This is a genomic window from Candidatus Kapaibacterium sp. (genome assembly GCA_025059875.1).
GTDB lineage: Bacteria > Bacteroidota > Ignavibacteria > Kapaibacteriales > HRBIN21 > HRBIN21.
Genome location: JANXCT010000004.1, coordinates 116,716 through 134,406, shown reverse-complemented (window position 1 = coordinate 134,406; position 17,691 = coordinate 116,716). Strand labels below are relative to the sequence as shown.

The window sequence follows — 17,691 nt, the reverse complement described above, 5'->3', positions numbered from 1 at the left end:
AGCCCCGCCGTCCTTGCACCTCCGCGGGAGCAGGGAGCCGCAGCAAGTTACGGGAATTCTGCCTGTCCGAGCCCGACTTCGGACGCTGCACAGTCGGGGATTAGCACGGGAGCCAGTATTGCTGCGGGCTATCCTCGAGGAGTCTGCGGGCGTCTTCGGCGGCACGCCTCTGCAGAAGGAGGAGTCCTCTCTGCCCGGAGGGCTAATTTTGTGACGGCGAGGGTGCAGGCATGACGACCTTCCGGCAGCGGAGTAGCCCGACACTGCGGCGATGCCCGCGGTGCAAGACGGTTGGGCGGATGTACCGTTCGCACAGCCGCAATGCGTTTGAGCGGTTCATGAAGCTCTTCAGCCCGGCGTTAGTGCTCTACCGCTGCCACCACTGTAACTGGCGCGGGTACATGTTTCGGCGCTTCCGGTCGCAGAGCCGCTTCGCCTTTTGGATGACGCTCCTGGGGATTGCGACCGGCGGCGTCGCCGGGGTCGCCGTTGGGTGGTTCCTGCTCGTGCGCTTCGTGGAACTGCTCTTAGGACGCTGATGCTGCAGCGTGAGCTGACGGCAACGGTGGAGACGGCCTTGGCACTGGGGTTGACCGCCGAGGAGTACGAGCGGATTGTGCAGCTCCTGGGTCGGGAGCCCAACCCCACGGAGCTGGGGATGTTCGCGGTGATGTGGAGCGAGCACTGTAGCTACAAGAACTCGCTGAAGCTCCTGCGGACGCTGCCGCGGACGGGCGGGCGGGTGCTCTCCGGCAACGAGAATGCCGGTATGGTGGACATCGGCGGCGGGTATGCGATTGCCTTCAAGATCGAGAGCCACAACCACCCCTCGGCGGTAGAGCCGTACCAAGGGGCAGCAACCGGCGTAGGAGGCATCCTGCGGGACATCTTCACCACGGGCGCGCGGCCAATCGCTGTGCTGGACTCCCTGCGCTTCGGGGAACTCAAGGACGCGCGGACGCGCTACCTGGTCTGCGGCGTCGTGCGTGGGATCGGCGACTACGGCAATGCCTTCGGAGTGCCCACGGTCGGCGGCGAGGTGTACTTCCAGCCCTGCTACGCCGACAATCCTCTGGTCAACGCCATGGCCGTGGGGATTGTGCCCATAGACCGCATCATCCCTTCGGTGGCCCGCGGGGTGGGGAACCCGGTCTACCTCATCGGCAACCGAACGGGGCGGGATGGGATCCACGGGGCGTCGCTCTTGGCCTCGCGGACGTTCGAGGATGGGCAGCAGGACATGCGTCCGTCGGTGCAGGTCGGGGACCCTTTCGCTGAGAAGCTGCTGCTGGAGGCAGTGCTGGAGCTGCGCGATGCCGGCATCGTCGTGGGGATGCAGGACATGGGGGCTGCGGGCATCTGCTGCTCAACCTCCGAGATGAGTGCCCGCGGGCGCGTGGGGATGCGGATAGACTTGGACGCCGTGCCGCTGCGCGACCCAGGGATGAGCGCTTACGAAATCTTGCTCTCCGAGTCGCAGGAGCGGATGCTGGTCGTGCTGCGCCGGGGCACGGAGTCGATTGCGGAGGGGATTTGCCGTAAGTGGGGAATCGGCTGCGCACGGATTGGGGAAGTGACCGAGGACGGTATCCTGCGCTACTACCGGCATGGGGAGCTGGTGGCCGAGGTCCCTGCCTGGACGTTGGTGGCCGGCGAAGGGGCGCCGCAGTACGATCGAGAGGCGCGTGAGCCGGCCTACCTGCAAGAGCTCCGAGCCGTGAAGCCCGAGGACCTTCCGGAGCCTGTTCCGCCGGAGGAGGCCTTCTGGCGGCTGCTGACAAGCCCCACGATTGCCAGCAAGCGCTGGGTCTTCGAGCAGTACGACCATCAGGTGCAGACGAACACCGTGCTCCTGCCCGGCATGGCCGATGCTGCCGTACTGCGGCTGCGCGAGCTCCCCGGCCGCGGCATTGCCGCAAGCGTGGACTGCAACAGCCGCTACGTCTACCTCAACCCCTACCGCGGGGCCCAGATCGCGGTCGCAGAGGCCGCCCGGAATGTGGCCTGCGTTGGGGCCGAGCCGGTTGCTATCACGAACTGCCTCAACTTCGGGGACCCGTACGACCCCGAGGTCTTCTGGCAATTCCGCGAGGCCGTCCGAGGCATGGGGGATGCCTGCCGAACCTTTGGGACCCCGGTGACGGGCGGGAACGTGAGCTTCTACAACGCATCGCCGCGCTCTGTGGTCTACCCCACGCCCGTCATTGGGATGCTGGGGTTGGTGGAGGACGTGACGGCCGTCGTCGGCATGGGCTTTCGGGCGGAAGGGGATGTCGTGCTGCTGATTGGGCCGCAGCGGGCAGAGTTGGGCGGCTCGGAGTACCTGTGGCTCTTCCACGGGATGGTGGCCGGCGACGCGCCGACGCTGGAACTGGAGGAGGAACGCCGTCTTCAGCAACTGCTACTGACGGCCATCCGACGCCGGTGGCTCCGCTCGGCACACGACTGCTCCGAAGGGGGGCTGGCAATCTGCCTGGCCGAGAAGGCGATCGCCTCTGAGGGTGCGCTGGGGGCGGAGCTTGTCCTGCCGTGGGAGCTCACGGCGGCACAGCTCTTCGGGGAGGCGCAGACCCGGGTGGTGGTCTCCGTGCCACCTGAGCATGTGGCCGATGTGGTGCAACTCTGCCGGGAGTGGGGGCTGCCGTGTGTGGAGCTTGGCTGGGTCGTGCGTGACCGGTTCGTGCTGCAAGGGGTTGTGGAGACTACTGTGACCGAGCTCCGGCATCGGTACGAGCAAGCACTCCCGGAGCTCGTAGAGCGCATATGAGCGAGCCTGTGCTGATTGCCCTGACCGGTGCCCCAGGGAGCGGGAAAAGCACTGTCGCTGAACTCCTCCGCCGAAGCGGCATCTCTGTGCTGGACGCCGACCAGATGGCGAAGGAGCTCGTGGAGACCGATCCCGAGCTTCGGGAACGGCTACAGCAGGCCTTCGGCGCGGACATCTTCGGACCCGATGGGCGGCTGCAGACTGCAGCGCTCGCTGCTCGCATCTTCGGGAGGACGCCGCAGCATCGCCGAGCGCGGCAGTTCGTGGAGGAGCTCGTCCACCCGCGAGTACTGGAGGCGCTCGCGGAACACATCCAGCATTTAGCATCGGAAGGGGCACGGTTGGTCGTCGTGGAGGCAGCGCTCGTCTTCGAGACGGGCCTGGACGAGGCCTTCGATTACGTCATCGTCGTGGATGCTCAGGAGTCCAAGCGCCGCGAGCGGCTCCGCCAGCGGGGCTGGAGCGAGGAGCAGATTGCAGCGCGTGAAGCCGCACAGCAATCCCCGTCGTCCAAGCGCCTCCAAGCCGACATCGTGCTCGCCAACGACGGGAGCCTCGAGGAGCTCAGGCAGAGCGTTGACTTCCTCGCGGCACTCCTCCGCACTCTGCCACCACGGGTGCCGCCGTCAGAGCAGACCGAAGTTCTACCGGATGTATCCTCTGCGTCAGAGAGGCACGATGCGGGCTGAGGTCCTTGGTTCGGTAGCGGAGCTCGTCGTGCGCGTCAGCCCGGAGATGGTGGCCATCCTGGATGGTTGCGTGGTGCATCCGGTCTACTCCACCTTCTGGTTGGCGTACCACGCTGAGGTGGCCGCTCGGCGTGCGATTGAGCCGTTTTTCGAGCCTGGGGAGAATGCTGTCGGGGCAGAGCTCCACCTGCGGCACGAAGCCATGGCGCCTGTTGGGGCCGACGTGCGCATTCGGGCGGAGGTTACCGAGCTGCAGGGGAATCGCGTCTGGTGCACGGTGGAGGCCTTCGTTGGGACGCGGCGTATCGCCACTGGGCGCCAGCTCCAGGTCGTGCTCCCACACGAAGTCATCCAGCAGCGGGTGCAACAGGCTTACGTGGAGGCTCAGCTACTGGCGCCGGAGCACCATCCGAACGTGCGCATCTCCACCCCGGAGGCGACATGCGGGTAGAACTGCAGGAGGTTACGGTCTACTACGAGGGCCACTTCGTTCCGGCGCTCTCGGCCGTGAGCTTCACGGTACCGGAGGGGGCCTTTGCAGTCTTGACGGGTCCAACGGGTTCGGGCAAGACGACGACGCTCCGTCTCCTCTACCGCGAGCTCTCCCCTCAATCGGGCTCGGTCTGGGTGGATGGGATGAAGCTGGCGCAGCTCCCTTTCCGCGAACTGCAGCGCCTGCGACGCCAAATGGGGATTGTCTTTCAAGACTGCCGCCTGCTACCTTGCGAGACAGCCTACGAGAACGTGCTGTTGCCCCTGCTGGCCCGTGGGGTCCCCACGCGGCAGGCGCAGGCAATGGTACTGGAGCTCTTCGCCGAGCTGGGCATCAGCTACCTTCGGCACAAGCGCCCGGCGGCTCTCTCCGGCGGCGAGCAGCAGTTGGTGGCGATTGCCCGTGCTCTGCTGCCACGTCCTCGGCTCCTGCTGGCCGACGAGCCTACTGGTAACGTGGAGCCGGCGACAACGGCTCATATCGCCGAGCTCTTCCGCCGAGTCCATGCGCAGGGTACCACCGTCCTGGTAGCAACCCACAGCGCCGATCTCTTGGCTCTCTTGCCGGCGACGCTCCGGATCGAGCTCCAGGACGGCCACGTCGTCCGCATCACTACGGCGGAGCCCCAGAGCGGTAGCGGACCGTGATCTCCACCCGGCGATTCTGCTGCCGCGCCGACGCCGTTGTCCCTGCAACCAGAGGCCGGGAACTCCCGTAACCGGCTACCTGCAGCGCTGAGGAGGGAATCCCCAGTCGGATGAGCTCTTGAGCGACTGTCTCTGCCCGCTTGCGGGAGAGCCATGCATTGTAGGGCTCTGGGCCGACGTCGTCAGTATGCCCCTCGACAAGGACGGCGGCCAGTGAATCCACCTCTATCTGCCGCATGAAGTCGGCAAGCTGCTGCTGCGCCGCTGCTGAGAGCTCCCAGCGGTTGAAGGCGAAGAAGAGCCGAAGTACTGTCGTCGGAGCTGGTGGAGGCTGGGAGGGCTCTACTACGGGGAGGGGCCGGAGGTTCTCGGCCAAGCAGACGGCGTAGATGCCTGGTTGGCGTGTCTGCAGGTCTGCTGAGACGATGTAGGCAGTGTCCCCTCGCGAGGTCAGGCTGATACTGGCCTCGTCGGCAGGGGTGTTGACTTCTGGGCCTAAGTTGACCGGTGTGCTCCAGTGTTTCCAACTCTCATCCAGTCGGCGGCTCATGAAGAGGTCCATGCCGCCGGAGCCACGGTGGCCGGTAGAGAAGAAGTAGAGCGTCTGCCCATCGGGAGCCAGGAAGGGCGAGCCCTCCATTCCGCTGGTGTTGAGAACGGGCCCCATGTTCTCCGGCTCCGTCCACTCGCCGGAGAGCGAGTCGTAGCGGGAGACGTACAGGTCTAACCCGCCGTAGGAGTCCAGCCGCTGGAGACTGAGGATGAGCACGCGCCGGTCCGGTGACCAGGTGGCATAGTAGTGCTGCGAGAGATTGTAGAAGTTGCGGATTCGCAACGGCTGCGGGAAGCCCCAACCGGAGTCGGTCCAGCGGCTGACAGAGAAGCCACTCTGCTTGCTGCCATCGGGCCGGTAGATGCCGAAGACGAGCGCTTCTCGCCCATCAGGGCTGAAGGCGCAGAGGACGTCGCTACCAGGCGTGTTGAGCGGTGGACCGACGTTTCGCAGCTCAGACCAGCTACCATCGGGGAGCCGCTCAGCATACCAAATTTCGTCGGGATCGCGCATCCCGCCGGTGTTTCCTGGATGGTGCTTACGGTCTACGTACAGTCGCTTGCCGTCTGGAGAGAGTAGCGGCAGGATGGTGGGCTGGTGAGTGTTGAACTGTTCGGGCAAACGCACCTTGCAGTGGATGTGCGGAGGCCCTTCTACGGCCTGGAGACACAGTCTTCCCAGTAGGCCGAGGGCAAGCCCAACGACAGTGCTACTCGACATCCTCTACTCCAGCGGTGTCGGGAAAAGACTCTTGCAGGACGCGTCGGATGACAGCTGCTGGGAAGCCCTGTCGTCCTAAGTAGGCAGCGAGCGCCCGCCACCGCTGTTCTGGGGCCTTGCGGTGCAGAGAGCGCAACTTGCGTGCTGCTGCCCGGCGTGCCTGCTCTATGAGCGCAGAGTCCGGGAGGTACCGCTGGACGGTGGATACGGCGAGTTCCGCATCAACCCCTCGCTGGCGGAGCTCAACAACAAGCCGTGCTGGCGAAGCGGCACTCCGCTCCAGTCGCTGGCAGACAAACGCCTCCGCGTATGCGGCGTCGTCCAGATAGCCCTCCTCAGCGAGGGTTTGCAGAACGGATTCCACAAGCTCGGAATCCTCGGGGAACTTGCGTAGGAGCTTGCTCCGGAGTTCTCTGCGAGAGTGTGCCCGCCGCGCCAAGAAGCGGAGGGCTGTATGTCGGATACGCCAGCGCAGACTCTCCCGGCAGAGCTGTGTCAGTACATTGGGTGGGAGCTCCTGCCCCTTACGTAGTCCGAAGTCAGCGAGGACCGACAAGGGACAGACGAGCTCGCTGCCGTCGTCTAGGCATACCACGCCTTCTAGTTGCCCACTCTGGCGAATCTGGACGACTCGCATGTCACGCGTCCTCCTACTCCGCCGCTATTGACGGCAGAGACGTGCCCTCCGTGCCTCCCCGCAGGTGGCTGGGCTCACTTGACGAAGAGCATCTCCCGGTAGCTTGGCAGCATCCAATACTGGTCGGCCACCAGGCGTTCCAGCTCGTCTACAATGGGCCGTAAGGCTTCCAGCCGTGGCAGGATAGCATCGCGGGCGTAGGCAGCACGCTGTGCAGAGCCTTCGCTGGGCATTTGCTGGAGTACCCGCTGGAGATCGGCGATGCGGGCGTCCAGCTCGTCGGCGGCTGCGGCAATCTCACGCAGTAACCTCGAGATGCTACTGCAGGGAACCTTCAGAGCTTTCAGTGCCTGAGCCGACTCCGCTAGCTCCCGGATGTTCGCAGCCGCTGCCGGGAAGACCATCGTCTGGGCAATCCAGGTAGCCGTCTCAGCCTCGATGGCGGTGGTCTTGCTGTACTGGTCGAAGAGCACCTGTTGGCGAGCTTCCAGCTCCCGGTCGTTGAGCACTCCGTAGCGAGCAAAGAGCTCTCGATTCTTGGGTTCTGTTAGCCGTTCGATAGCGTCCACGGCGTTTGTGAGGTTTAGCAATCCGCGCCTCCATGCCTCCTGCGCCCAGGCTGGGGAGTAGTTGTCACCGTTGAACACAATCCGCTGGTGGCGTTGGAAGGTCTGTCGCAGGACGTTCCGCAGTGCTTCCTCTAGCGAAGCCCCACGTTCTAGCCACTGCTCTAGCTCGGTTGCCATCTCGTCAATGGCCCACGCTACGATCGTGTTGAGCACGGTCAGCGGGAATGCGATGTTCTGCGATGCCCCAACAGCACGGAACTCAAACTTGTTACCGGTGAAGGCAAAGGGTGAGGTTCGGTTCCGATCACCCCCGTGCCTCGGCAGAGGCGGTAGCACGGGAATGCCCAACCCTAGCAGCCCACTGCTACTTCGCCGTCGGCGCATCGATTCCTTGCCCAGCAACTCGAAGATTTCGGTCAACTGCTCTCCCAAGAAGACCGAGATGACGGCTGGCGGTGCTTCGTGTCCACCGAGACGGTGGTCGTTGCCTGCCGAAGCGACGCTGATGCGGAGCAGGTCCTGGTGCACGTCAACAGCCTTCAGTACCGCCGCGCAGAAGAAGAGGAAGAGCATGTTCTCGTGTGGCGTCTCGCCTGGATCCAAGAGATTGATGCCAGTGTCCGTCGCAAGGGACCAGTTCGTGTGCTTCCCACTACCGTTGATGCCAGCGAAAGGCTTTTCGTGGAGCAAGCAGACCATGCCGTACTTGCGAGCGGTGTTGCGCAGCACCTGCATGATGAGCTGCTGGTGGTCTGCCGAGATGTTGCAGTGCTCGTATAGCGGCGCAATCTCATACTGCCCGGGGGCAACCTCGTTGTGACGCGTCTTGACGGGGACACCAATCTTGTAGAGCTGGTACTCCACGTCGCTCATGAAGCTGAGCACGCGCTCGGGGATGGAGCCGAAGTAGTGATCTTGAAGCTCCTGCCCTCGGGGTGGGCGGGCGCCGAAGAGCGTGCGCCCGCAGAGGAAGAGATCAGGACGGCGAAAGTAGAACTCCTCGTCCACGAGGAAGTACTCCTGCTCGGCACCCGCAGTGGCGTAGACCTTCATCGTACGTTGGTCTCCGAAGAGGCGCAGTATTCGTAAGGCTTGTCGGTTGAGAGCCTCCACAGAGCGCAGCAAGGGGAGCTTGTAGTCTAAGGCGTCTCCGGTCCAGGAGGCGAAGACGCTGGGGATGCAGAGCGTGGCCCCGTTGGGATGCTCCATAATGAAAGCAGGGGAAGTGGGGTCCCATGCTGTATACCCGCGTGCCTCAAAGGTCTCACGAAGCCCTCCGCTAGGGAACGAAGAGGCGTCAGGCTCTCCCTGGATGAGGTCTTTCCCCGAAAACTCGGCAATTGCCCCACCGCCAGCATTTGGAGTGATGAAACTCTCGTGCTTCTCAGCAGTGCTACCGGTCAGCGGCTGGAACCAGTGGGCGTAGTGTGTTGCACCTCGCTCCAGTGCCCATTCCTTCATCGCCAAAGCGACCGTGTCGGCAATCGAAGGATCCAATTGCCGCCCTTCACGGATAGTTGCTAGCAGCGACCGGAAAACGGGCTTCGAGAGGCGCTGCTGCATGAGCTCGATTGTGAAGACGTTCTGTGCGAAGATCTCCTCCACAGGTACCGCTGGCTGTGTAGGTATCCCATTGAGTCGCCAGTTCTTAGCAGCCGCAATGACATCGTAGCTATGATGTGGCGCTGCCATCGCACAGACCAGGAGAGTGGGACTGACCTACCGTATTGGGAAGGCGAGGGTTTCAACGTGCGTGGAGAGCACCAGACTAGTTAGCGTTCGCCGGACACCTGGCCAGCGCTGGATGTCTGCCAGCAACTGCTCCAACGAGGCTGTGTCGTGCGTCCGAACCTTCAGGAGGTGCGATGCCTCGCCGGTGATGGCATGGCATTCCAAGATTTCCGGACGCCGCTTGCAGCGGGCAAGGAACTCTGGGTAGTGGACGCTGGACTCCACGAACACGGAGATGAACGCTGTGATGTCGTAGCCGAAGACTCTGTGGTTGAGCTTCGTGAAGTACCCCTCAATGATGCCCTGTTCCTCCAATCTCCGGATGTGCTCGCGTACCGTTGGCACGGAGAGCTTAACCTGCCGAGCTAATTCTCGGAGGGTCAAGCGTGCATTGCGTTGTAGCAGAGAGCAAATAAGGCGATCAATGTCTTTGACTTCTGGAAACTTTTTCACGTCAGGATCTTGCAAGAGCAACTTCAGCTGGTTGCAAACTTACAGAAGTTTTGGAGCAAACATTGGCACACGCTTTCCTCTTCTGCACGTCTCTGCCGTTGGGGTGTGGCTGGCTCCTCTACTTATCGCTGCTGGCGGCCCCTTGTAGGAGGCAGGGGTCATAGTTGTGCGTCCCAAGACTCAGAGGGACTCCCAGAATAGCCAGATGGTACGATGTTGCTTGGCCGATACAGATTTAAGGCCGTCCACGTCGTCGCCTTGTGGGAGGCTAGCCAGTAGGAGGTGCTGCAAGATAGGGCCGGAGGATTCCGGGAATCGCAAGAGAAGTTGCTCCTTGACAGATGGAAAGGTTCAGCTCGATTCGTTTTTGGCAGCTACATGAATACAGTCGGACGGGCTGTGTTGGGTCCTTACGGTGCCAATTTCTCCATGCCCATATCTAAGAACCCGCGGTGTAAGGAACAAGTGCAGCCCAGATACCTCCTCCTAAAAAAGCTTGGTGCCCCCGGTAGGGGGCGCCAAGCGCCATCAGGGTGGGGAAAGGTGGGGGAGTCTGCTTCGTAGGGAGTACCCCTCACGTAGGTTAGATCTGCGGACGCAAAACTGCTATGGCTGCGCGGTAAGCCACAAGGGAGGATTCTGTGGACGGCATACTCTGAAAACGATTGGTAGGATATCGCGAATGAACGGTCGCAAGTAGACCCTATGATATGGATGGGATTGGGAGCTGAAAAGGTGCCTTGGCTCTTGGAGGGCAACAGCACTTACGCATGAGCCTCTTCCCAAGTGCGGCCAACTCCAAGCTCTACCACGATCGGGATATCACCGAGCGGGAGTGCAGCCTGCATCTCCGTCCGTACGAGCTCGCGGACGATTGGGAGTTCTTCTTCAGGGACCTCAAAGAGCAGTTCGTCATGGACCTGGAGGATCATCATTGTGCGGAGGCGTTCAGAGCGGAGGCGGTGGTGGATGGCTAGCATCGCTCGCTTCATCATGTCAGCGGCGGAACCCTGAATCGGAGCATTGATGGCTGCCCGTTCTGCAGCAGCGCGGACGGTTGCATTCCGGCTTCTAATGGTCGGGAAGTACCGGCGGCGTCCGCACAGAGTCTCCACGTATCCAAGCCGGCGGGCTCGTTCGATAGTCTCTTCCATGTACCGACGGATGCCGGGGTAACGGGCGAAGTATTGCTGAATGATGTGGTGAGCCTCGGTCTTCGAAATCCTCAAGCGCTGAGCGAGACCAAAGGGTTGAAGCCCATACATGATGCCGAAGTTAACCACCTTTGCAGCCCGACGCATCTCGAGGGTTACTTGCTCTAGGGGTACTCCGAAGAGCCCAGCAGCGGTAGCGGCATGGATGTCGTGCCCGGCTTTGAAGGCAGCAATGAGGCCTTCATCGCCGCTCATGTATGCCATGATCCGCAGCTCAATTTGAGAGTAGTCGGCTGATAGCAGGACGTAATCCGGACGTTGTGCGATGAAGGCCTTGCGGATTTCACGGCCACGCTCGCCACGGACGGGAATGTTCTGCAGGTTAGGGTTACTGGAGGAGAGGCGTCCAGTGCTCGTTCCAGTTTGGTTGTAGGTGGTGTGGATCCGTCCGGTGCGAGGATTGATCAACTGGGGTAGCGCTTCGATGTAGGTGGAGAGCAACTTTCCCAGTTGGCGATACTCCAGGATTAAGGCTGCGATCGGATAGCTCAGCGCCAGCTCTGAGAGAACAGAGACATCGGTACTGTAGCCGGTCTTTGTCTTCTTCAGGGGCGGCAGGTGCAACTTCTCGAAGAGGACTTCAGCGAGCTGCTTCGGTGAGTCTATGTTGAACTCTACGCCAGCCTCAGCATAGATGCGCTGGCGGAGCTCTTCTTGCTCGCGGCGGTACTGGGTACCTAGCTCGCACAGTATCGCAGGGTCCACAGCCACACCGTTCCACTCCATTTGAGCTAAAACTTCCGCCAGCGGAAACTCAATCTCTTCGGCCAGCCACAACATCTCGTGCTGACGGAGCTCCTCTTCCAAAACTTTGCGCAGATGGAACGTGTGCACGGCATTCTCGCAGAGAGCGGAGGCCTCTGGCGGAATATCCTTCTCGGTTTCGCAGCGAATAGTAGGTAGCTCCGGAAGCCATTTCTGCACCAGGGGCTCTATGTTGTGCTGGTCGTCAGGGTTGAGCACGTAGCTGGCTAGCATTGTGTCGAAACCAATCGGCAGAGCGACGGAGTGGTGCTTGAGAGCCAGCAGGAGGCGTTTTGTGTTATGCCCACATACTCGGATTGAGTGGGATTGGAGGGTCTGGGTTAGCTTTGCTAGAATTTCCGGCGTGCGTGAGCTATCATCGGTCTGCTGGGGAGTGGGGGACTCAAAGAGAGTAGTCTGGGTAAGCTGTAGGGTAGAGGTGGGGGTAGGAGGCGGTAACGGCAGGTAGTAGGCAGTTTCTCCTCCAGGGTAGAGGAGGAGAGCTGTGGGTTGGGCGTCAACGTGAGTACCGCTGGTCTCTGCTTCTATGCATATCCACTCAGCCTGGCGAAGGCGGGTGAGCATGTCCTCAATCGCGGTGGTAGAAGTCACAGCGACGAGGTGCACAGCGGTGACAGAAGTCATCGGTCCCGGAACTGCGCTCTGCTGGAGCTCTGGGAAGAGCGTACTAAGCCGGTCTCGCAGACTCCGCATAGCAAGGTGCTCCAGCAGTTGCCTTAGGGCCGCAACGTCTGGAGAGCGGCGGCGGAGGGCATCTGGAGAGAACTCTACCGGAGCATCTACGTGCAACCGTATTAGCTCGCGCGACAAGAATGCTGCCTCGGAGCTCTCGCGAAGGCGTTGCTGGAGGGAGGGCTTGTCTAGGGCATCTAGATGAGCGAAGATGCCCTCCAGGGAGCCGAAGCGGTGGAGAAGCTGTAGGGCGGTCTTTTCCCCGACCCCTTGGACGCCAGGGACATTGTCCACAGGATCTCCAACGAGGGCCAAGAAGTCAACAATCTGCTCAGGTTGTAGCCCCCACTCCTGCTGTAAGCGTTCGAGGTCCCAGAGCTGGTAGCTCGTTCCTTCCTGTGTTGTGGGGCGGAGCACGCAGATGCGGTCAGAGAGGAGCTGGAAGAAATCTTTGTCGGAGGTGACACAGAAGACGGTATAGCCAGCATCAGCTGCCTGACGGGCAAGCGTCGCAATGACGTCGTCTGCTTCGTAGCCAGGGAGCTCTATGCGAGGGATACCGAGCGCGTCGAGGAGTTCTTTGACATGCTGTAGCTGAATTGCTAAATCCTCCGGCGGGGCTTGGCGGGTGGCCTTATACTCGGCATACTGCTCGTGGCGGAAAGTGGGGGTGGGGGTGTCGAAAACGACGGCCAAAAGTTCGGGCTGCTCAGCTCGGAGCAGCGCTAAGAGCATGTTTGCGAAGCCGAAGGTAGCGAACGTTGGTTCGCCGGTTGGAGCATGAAGGCCCGTGCGCATGAGGGCATGGTATGCTCGGAAGAGCAGAGACATGCCATCTACCAGATAAAGGCGCCGTTCCATAGTCGGGAGGATGCTGTGGTAGAACGAACCTCGGAAAATTCTGGAAGGGGCTGCTCACACCAGGTTTCGAAGGCGACGAATGAGGAGGTAGCTGGAGAGCCATGTCTTGAAGGCAATCCAGAGCTTGTGAGGGAGTGAGACTCGGTAGCGGTGTCGGAAGACTTGGAAGTCTCCCAGCTCCATCTTCTCCAGCAGACGGTAGTAGATGGAGTCCATAGCTTCCGCAGCGAAGAGCGTGGCTCGGTCATCGGGATGGAGATACATTCGGGCGGTATGGTACAAGCTTCGTGCTCGCTGGGCTTCAAACCGCATGAGCTCCACGAAGCGCTCATCGTAACGTTCTTCGAAGAGATCCTCCTCGGTGTAGTCAAAGCGCTCTAGATCTTCCTGGGGGAGGTAGACGTAGCCCCGATCCTTGTCCAGCTTGACATCACGCAAGATGTTCGTCAATTGCAGAGCGTAGCCTAGGTAGATTGCGTACTGGCGGGTCTGGGGATGCTTGTAGCCGAAGATCTCGATGCAGATGAGTCCAATGCTGCTGGCAACGCAGTAGCAGTACTCCTTGAGCTCTTCGAAGGTGCGGTACCGTCGCTGGACGAGATCACGCTCGCAGCCATCCAAGAGAAGGAGTAGGTATTGCTTCGGGATTTGAAAGCGCTCCACAACGTGGGCTAAGGGAAGGAGCGCTGGGTGGAAGCCTCGTCCGGTGTAAATGCTCTCTACTTGGTGCCGCCACCAAGCAAGCCACTGCCGCTTCTTGGCAAGCACTCCTTCCGAATCGTTGGGGGTGTTGTCGACGAGGCTATCAACTGCATTCGCGAAGCGGTACACGGTCTCCAAGGCTTCTCGCTGTGGACGAGGTAGCAGGAAAAAGGAGTAGGCGAAGCTGCTTTGGTATGGAGCGGTGGTGGAGAAACCTGGGGGCAGCTCAGCGGCTCCGGTACCGCCAACTCCGTATGAGAAGGACAATTCCATCTATGCCACTCAACTGTGGGCGGTAGCTGAGCACGCGGTCACCCAGATCCACCAAGCGTTTATAGAGCGTATCTGCAGCAGCCAACGTCAGGGCAATCTGCCACCGTAGCCGAGGGTGGCTAGCGGCTCGCCAGAGAGTCTTTGCCCATTCCAGTCGCTGCTGGACAAAGGCAGCTACCTCTGCAAGGCACAGTCGCAATTTAGTAGAATTCTGCCACAGCGCTGTGGGCTCAGGGAGTCCATGCCGTTCTAAGAGCTGTTGTGGGAAGTAGCAGCGCCCGCGCGGGAGGTCAACCGAGAGGTCTTGCCAGAAGTTCAGCACCTGGAGTGCGGTGCAGAGAGCATTGGAAGCGCAGAGGGCCTGTGGAGTACAGCTCTGATGGAGGAAGAGCAGAGCCTCCCCGATCGGATTAGCTGAATGGTGACAGTACCACTCCACATCTTGCCAAGTGGCAAACGGTTGGAAGCAGGCATCGTAGCGGAATGCCACAAGCAACCGTTTGGGGAGGCTCAGCGGAAGCCTGGTTGAGCGGAGCGTGGAGCGGAAGGCTGCCAAGACGGGGTTGCCCGGAAGGGACTCAGCTCGGAGAGCCTCGAGGAGGTTCTGCTCTAGCATCTCCAGGAGTTGGAGTTTTTCGGTTGGGGAGGCTGTGGGGTGGTCAGCGATATCATCGGCCAGGCGGGCGAACGCGTATAGATGGGCAACGTGAACCCGGGTCTGTGGGGGCAGCAACAGAGAGGCTACAGGGAAATTCTCGTAGTGCTGACGAGCCCAGCGCAGACAGAAGCGTGAAGCATCGCTGAGGGTAGAGACTATGTATTTGCCTCCGTCGGCGCGGCAGAGCTCCTGGAGGTCTTCCCACCGTTCCTTGCGTGGTATCTGGACACCACCTGGCAGGCTTACCAGCGCATGATGTTGACTTCGTCAACGTAGACAGTCTGCCGGTTCCGGAAGAGCGCGATCACGATTGCTAATCCGACGGCAGCCTCCGCCGCTGCCACAGCCATCACGAAGAAGACCAACAGCTGTCCCTCAGGGTTCCCTAAGTACGATGAGAAGCCGACCAGGGAAAGGTTGACGGCGTTGAGCATGATCTCTATCGCCATCAGGATGACGATGGCATTCCGGCGGGTTAGCACACCGACAACCCCAATCGTGAATAGGGTTGCCGACAAGAGCAAGTACGCCTCCAGCGGAAGGCGCGTCATCGGAGTGTTGCTCTATGGTTCTAGTTTCCGCTTCGCCAGGACGACGGCGCCAACGACTGCTGCCAGCAGGAGGAGAGAGACTGCCTCGAACGGGAAGAGGTAGTCTGTGAAGAGCACTCGTCCGAGAGTTTCCGGAGAGCCAATCTCGGCAGCACGCGGAGAGGGCGCAGAGTAGCCCGTTGGACGGCTTACGAAGAGGACTAGGAACTGCAGCACTAGCAAAGCTCCCAGAGCGCTGGCCAAGACGACTCTCGGGTTGAAGTGTTCCCTTAGCTGTTCAGGGTTGCCAAGATTTAGGAGCATGACGACAAAGATCACCAGCACCATGATGGCGCCAGCGTAGATGAGAACCTGCATGACGGCAATCAGCGACGCTTGGAGTGTCAGGTAGAGCCCTGCCAGCATGAGGAAGTAGGCAATCATCCACAGAGCAGAGGCTAGCGGATTGCGGCGCGTGATGACTGCTAAGGCGGAGCCGATTGCAGCAGCTCCAAACAAGAAGAAGAACACGACCTCAGTACTCACGACTCTATCCCTCCGTGTCAGCAGCACTCAGAGCAGCACGCAAAATTACAGCACCATCCCAGGGGGTTGCTTAGACTTCTGCCGTAGCCTGGGCACGGTGTTCTGCAACGAGCTTCTGCTGGATGTGGGGAGGAACGGGGACATACTCGACGAAGCGCTGAGTGTACGTAGCCCGCCCTTGAGTCAGCGAGCGGAGGGCCGCGGCGTACCTATCCAGCTCTGCTAACGGCATGTGGGCACGAATGCGCTGATAGGGTCCGTCGCTTTCCACACCAAGGATCGTTGCCCGGCGGGCGGGGAGATCGCTCATGACGGCGCCGACGAACTCGTCAGGCACGGTGATCGTGACTTCGTAAATGGGCTCCAGCACCCTTGGGTCAGCCTCTAAGAATGCGTTCTTGAAGGCCATCATGCCGGCAATCTTGAATGCTGCTTCGTTGGAGTCCACGGGGTGCATCTTTCCGTCGAAGACGCTGACGCGGATGTCTCGGACATACGAGCCCGTCAGCGGACCGTCTTGCATCTTCTCCATAATCCCCTTCAAGATGGCTGGCATGAAGCGGGCATCTATGACGCCCCCAACGATGCAGTTTAGGAACACGAGCTTGCCGCCCCACGGGAGGTCGTACTCTTCTTTACTGCGGACAGTGAGTCCTGCTGGGTCGGGCATGCCTTCTGCGTATGGCTCAATGAGGAGGTGGACCTCGGCATACTGGCCGGCACCACCAGTCTGCTTTTTGTGCTTGTAGTAGCCTTTAGCAGGCTTTTGGATGGTCTCACGGTAGGGGATGCGTGGCTCGGCGAACTCAACTTCCACACGGAAACGGTTCTGTAGCAACCATCGCGCTACTGCCAAGTGGAGTTCCCCTTGGCCGTGGAGGATAATCTGGCGAAGCTCTTGGGCATGTTCAACCCGGTAGCTCGGGTCTTCTTCGTAGAGCTGATGCAGGGCAGCACCAACCTTCTCCTCATCACCCTTTCGCACGGGAACGACGGCCACGCGGACCCGAGGGGGCGGAAACTCGATTGGTGGGATGACAAAGCCATCAGTACCCCGGTCATGGAGGGTATTGTTTGTGTGAGTGTTGCGGAGTTTGACTGTGGCAGCAAGGTCACCAGCAGCGATTGGAGAGACTTCAGTACGCTTCTTGCCAAGGACGGTGAAGAGCTGTGGTAGGCGCTCTACGCTGCCCGTCTGCGCGTTCACTAACTCCATGCCCGCCCGTAGGGTACCGGAGTAGACTCGGAAGAAGCTCATATCCCCCAAGCTCGGCTCGGAGAGGGTTCGGTAGACGAAGGCAACCGCTGGCCCAGAGGGGTCACTTGTGGGGAACTGGCCCTGAGACCGCACTCTGAGGCACTCTGCGGGCGTAGGGATTGTGTGAGTCAGGAACTGCAGGAACTGTGAGATGCCAATGTCCCGATGCGCGCCAACGCAAAGAATGGGGAAGATAGACCGCTGGAGCGTGGCCTGCCGTAACCCGTGCCGAAGCTCCTCTTGGCTTAGCTCGCCGTTGCTGAAGTAAGCTTCCATGAGCGCTTCGTCAGCAACAGCGACGGCTTCCATAAGTGCTTCCCGGAAGTTTTGGACGCGCTCATTCTCCTCAGGAGGCAGTGGCTGGGGATGGGCTGGTGCTTTCGGGGCATCGGCTCCGAAGAACTGCTGGGAAATGATGTCTACGATGCCCCGAAACTGGGCACCTGTACCTACAGGATAGCTGATGATAGCGATGTTTGAGCTCAGGCGCTGTCGGATTTGCTGTACCGTGCGCTCGAAATCGGCCTGGTCTATATCGGGCTTGCTCAAGACGAGGACAATCGGGAGCCGCTCCCGTTCCGCGAATTTCCAAACCAGCTCGGTGCCAACTTCGACGCCGCTCTGAAGGTTGACAAGGAGGAAGCCAACATCTGCTACCCGGATTGCTGGCAGCACCTGGCCAATGAAGTCGTCGTAGCCTGGGGTGTCGAGGAGGTTGATCTTGAATCCCTCCCATTCGAAGGTAAGGAGGCTTGCGAAGACGGAGGTACCGCGTTCGTGTTCTAGCTCATGGTAGTCTGAAACAGTGTTGCGCTCAGCAACGCTTCCCTTGCGAGTCGTTGCTCCGGCAAAGTAGAGAATGGCCTCTGCAAGACTAGTCTTCCCACAGCCGGCATGACCCAACAGGACGGCATTCCGCACGTGCTGTGCATCGTAGACTCTCATTGCAGATC

The 17,691-nt window shown here is 60.7% G+C and carries 15 protein-coding genes; 5 read left to right on the top strand and 10 right to left on the bottom strand.

The window, feature by feature from the left end:
- Window positions 1–230: 230 nt before the first annotated feature.
- The 5 genes from NZ960_06240 to NZ960_06220 are packed head-to-tail and all read left to right on the top strand — an operon-like array spanning window position 231 to window position 4,596.
- On the top strand, window positions 231–539 hold the full coding sequence (locus NZ960_06240) for a hypothetical protein (GenBank protein MCS7177200.1): 309 nt from the start codon (window positions 231–233) through the stop codon (window positions 537–539).
- Window positions 539–2,767 (top strand): phosphoribosylformylglycinamidine synthase subunit PurL, encoded by a 2,229-nt coding sequence (gene purL, locus NZ960_06235; protein MCS7177199.1) that lies wholly within the window; start codon window positions 539–541, stop codon window positions 2,765–2,767. The genes NZ960_06240 and purL overlap by 1 nt, the downstream gene beginning before the upstream one ends.
- Window positions 2,764–3,456, top strand: coding sequence for a dephospho-CoA kinase (coaE, locus tag NZ960_06230; GenBank protein MCS7177198.1), 693 nt, complete (start codon window positions 2,764–2,766; stop codon window positions 3,454–3,456). The genes purL and coaE overlap by 4 nt, the downstream gene beginning before the upstream one ends.
- The gene (locus tag NZ960_06225; GenBank protein ID MCS7177197.1) at window positions 3,446–3,907 is read left to right on the top strand and encodes a hypothetical protein; all 462 of its coding nucleotides are present in this window, start codon (window positions 3,446–3,448) and stop codon (window positions 3,905–3,907) included. Before coaE ends, NZ960_06225 begins: the two co-directional genes overlap by 11 nt.
- Entirely contained in the window at window positions 3,898–4,596 is a 699-nt protein-coding gene (locus NZ960_06220) for an ATP-binding cassette domain-containing protein (protein ID MCS7177196.1), read from the top strand. Before NZ960_06225 ends, NZ960_06220 begins: the two co-directional genes overlap by 10 nt.
- Here NZ960_06220 and NZ960_06215 read toward each other — a convergent pair.
- From NZ960_06215 to NZ960_06170, 10 genes are all read right to left on the bottom strand, one after another.
- The gene (locus NZ960_06215; protein ID MCS7177195.1) at window positions 4,562–5,869 is read right to left on the bottom strand and encodes an OmpA family protein; all 1,308 of its coding nucleotides are present in this window, start codon (window positions 5,867–5,869) and stop codon (window positions 4,562–4,564) included. The genes NZ960_06220 and NZ960_06215 overlap by 35 nt on opposite strands.
- Window positions 5,859–6,506, bottom strand: a complete 648-nt coding sequence (locus NZ960_06210) for a recombination regulator RecX (protein ID MCS7177194.1) — start codon at window positions 6,504–6,506, stop codon at window positions 5,859–5,861. Before NZ960_06210 ends, NZ960_06215 begins: the two co-directional genes overlap by 11 nt.
- 74 nt (window positions 6,507–6,580) lie before the next feature.
- Window positions 6,581–8,767: a glutamine synthetase III gene (locus NZ960_06205; protein MCS7177193.1), complete on the bottom strand. Its 2,187-nt coding sequence runs from the start codon at window positions 8,765–8,767 to the stop codon at window positions 6,581–6,583.
- A 27-nt stretch (window positions 8,768–8,794) separates the two neighbouring features.
- Window positions 8,795–9,259, bottom strand: coding sequence for an Lrp/AsnC family transcriptional regulator (locus NZ960_06200; protein MCS7177192.1), 465 nt, complete (start codon window positions 9,257–9,259; stop codon window positions 8,795–8,797).
- Between the two features lie 764 nt (window positions 9,260–10,023).
- Window positions 10,024–12,771 carry a DNA polymerase I gene (gene polA / locus NZ960_06195; protein ID MCS7177191.1) on the bottom strand — a complete coding sequence of 916 codons (2,748 nt, stop codon included), beginning with the start codon at window positions 12,769–12,771 and terminating at the stop codon, window positions 10,024–10,026.
- A gap of 54 nt (window positions 12,772–12,825) precedes the next feature.
- The gene (locus NZ960_06190; GenBank protein MCS7177190.1) at window positions 12,826–13,746 is read right to left on the bottom strand and encodes a squalene/phytoene synthase family protein; all 921 of its coding nucleotides are present in this window, start codon (window positions 13,744–13,746) and stop codon (window positions 12,826–12,828) included.
- A complete protein-coding gene (locus NZ960_06185) occupies window positions 13,700–14,527 on the bottom strand; it encodes a squalene/phytoene synthase family protein (protein MCS7177189.1) in 828 nt (275 codons plus the stop codon). The genes NZ960_06190 and NZ960_06185 overlap by 47 nt, the downstream gene beginning before the upstream one ends.
- Before the next feature lie 119 nt (window positions 14,528–14,646).
- Window positions 14,647–14,955 carry an NADH-quinone oxidoreductase subunit NuoK gene (gene nuoK, locus NZ960_06180; GenBank protein ID MCS7177188.1) on the bottom strand — a complete coding sequence of 103 codons (309 nt, stop codon included), beginning with the start codon at window positions 14,953–14,955 and terminating at the stop codon, window positions 14,647–14,649.
- A 12-nt stretch (window positions 14,956–14,967) separates the two neighbouring features.
- The gene (locus NZ960_06175; GenBank protein MCS7177187.1) at window positions 14,968–15,480 is read right to left on the bottom strand and encodes an NADH-quinone oxidoreductase subunit J; all 513 of its coding nucleotides are present in this window, start codon (window positions 15,478–15,480) and stop codon (window positions 14,968–14,970) included.
- 70 nt (window positions 15,481–15,550) lie between these two features.
- Complete coding sequence (locus tag NZ960_06170) at window positions 15,551–17,683, bottom strand: elongation factor G (protein ID MCS7177186.1); 2,133 nt, start codon at window positions 17,681–17,683, stop codon at window positions 15,551–15,553.
- Window positions 17,684–17,691 lie beyond the last annotated feature (8 nt).

Bases quoted from the DNA above. Each gene is read 5' to 3' on its own strand.
- NZ960_06240 (MCS7177200.1), top strand. From the start codon at position 231: ATGACGACCTTCCGGCAGCGGAGTAGCCCGACACTGCGGCGATGCCCG.
- purL (MCS7177199.1), top strand. From the start codon at position 539: ATGCTGCAGCGTGAGCTGACGGCAACGGTGGAGACGGCCTTGGCACTG.
- coaE (MCS7177198.1), top strand. From the start codon at position 2,764: ATGAGCGAGCCTGTGCTGATTGCCCTGACCGGTGCCCCAGGGAGCGGG.
- NZ960_06225 (MCS7177197.1), top strand. From the start codon at position 3,446: ATGCGGGCTGAGGTCCTTGGTTCGGTAGCGGAGCTCGTCGTGCGCGTC.
- NZ960_06220 (MCS7177196.1), top strand. From the start codon at position 3,898: ATGCGGGTAGAACTGCAGGAGGTTACGGTCTACTACGAGGGCCACTTC.
- NZ960_06215 (MCS7177195.1), bottom strand. From the start codon at position 5,869: ATGTCGAGTAGCACTGTCGTTGGGCTTGCCCTCGGCCTACTGGGAAGA.
- NZ960_06210 (MCS7177194.1), bottom strand. From the start codon at position 6,506: ATGCGAGTCGTCCAGATTCGCCAGAGTGGGCAACTAGAAGGCGTGGTA.
- NZ960_06205 (MCS7177193.1), bottom strand. From the start codon at position 8,767: ATGGCAGCGCCACATCATAGCTACGATGTCATTGCGGCTGCTAAGAAC.
- polA (MCS7177191.1), bottom strand. From the start codon at position 12,771: ATGGAACGGCGCCTTTATCTGGTAGATGGCATGTCTCTGCTCTTCCGA.
- NZ960_06190 (MCS7177190.1), bottom strand. From the start codon at position 13,746: ATGGAATTGTCCTTCTCATACGGAGTTGGCGGTACCGGAGCCGCTGAG.
- nuoK (MCS7177188.1), bottom strand. From the start codon at position 14,955: ATGACGCGCCTTCCGCTGGAGGCGTACTTGCTCTTGTCGGCAACCCTA.
- NZ960_06170 (MCS7177186.1), bottom strand. From the start codon at position 17,683: ATGAGAGTCTACGATGCACAGCACGTGCGGAATGCCGTCCTGTTGGGT.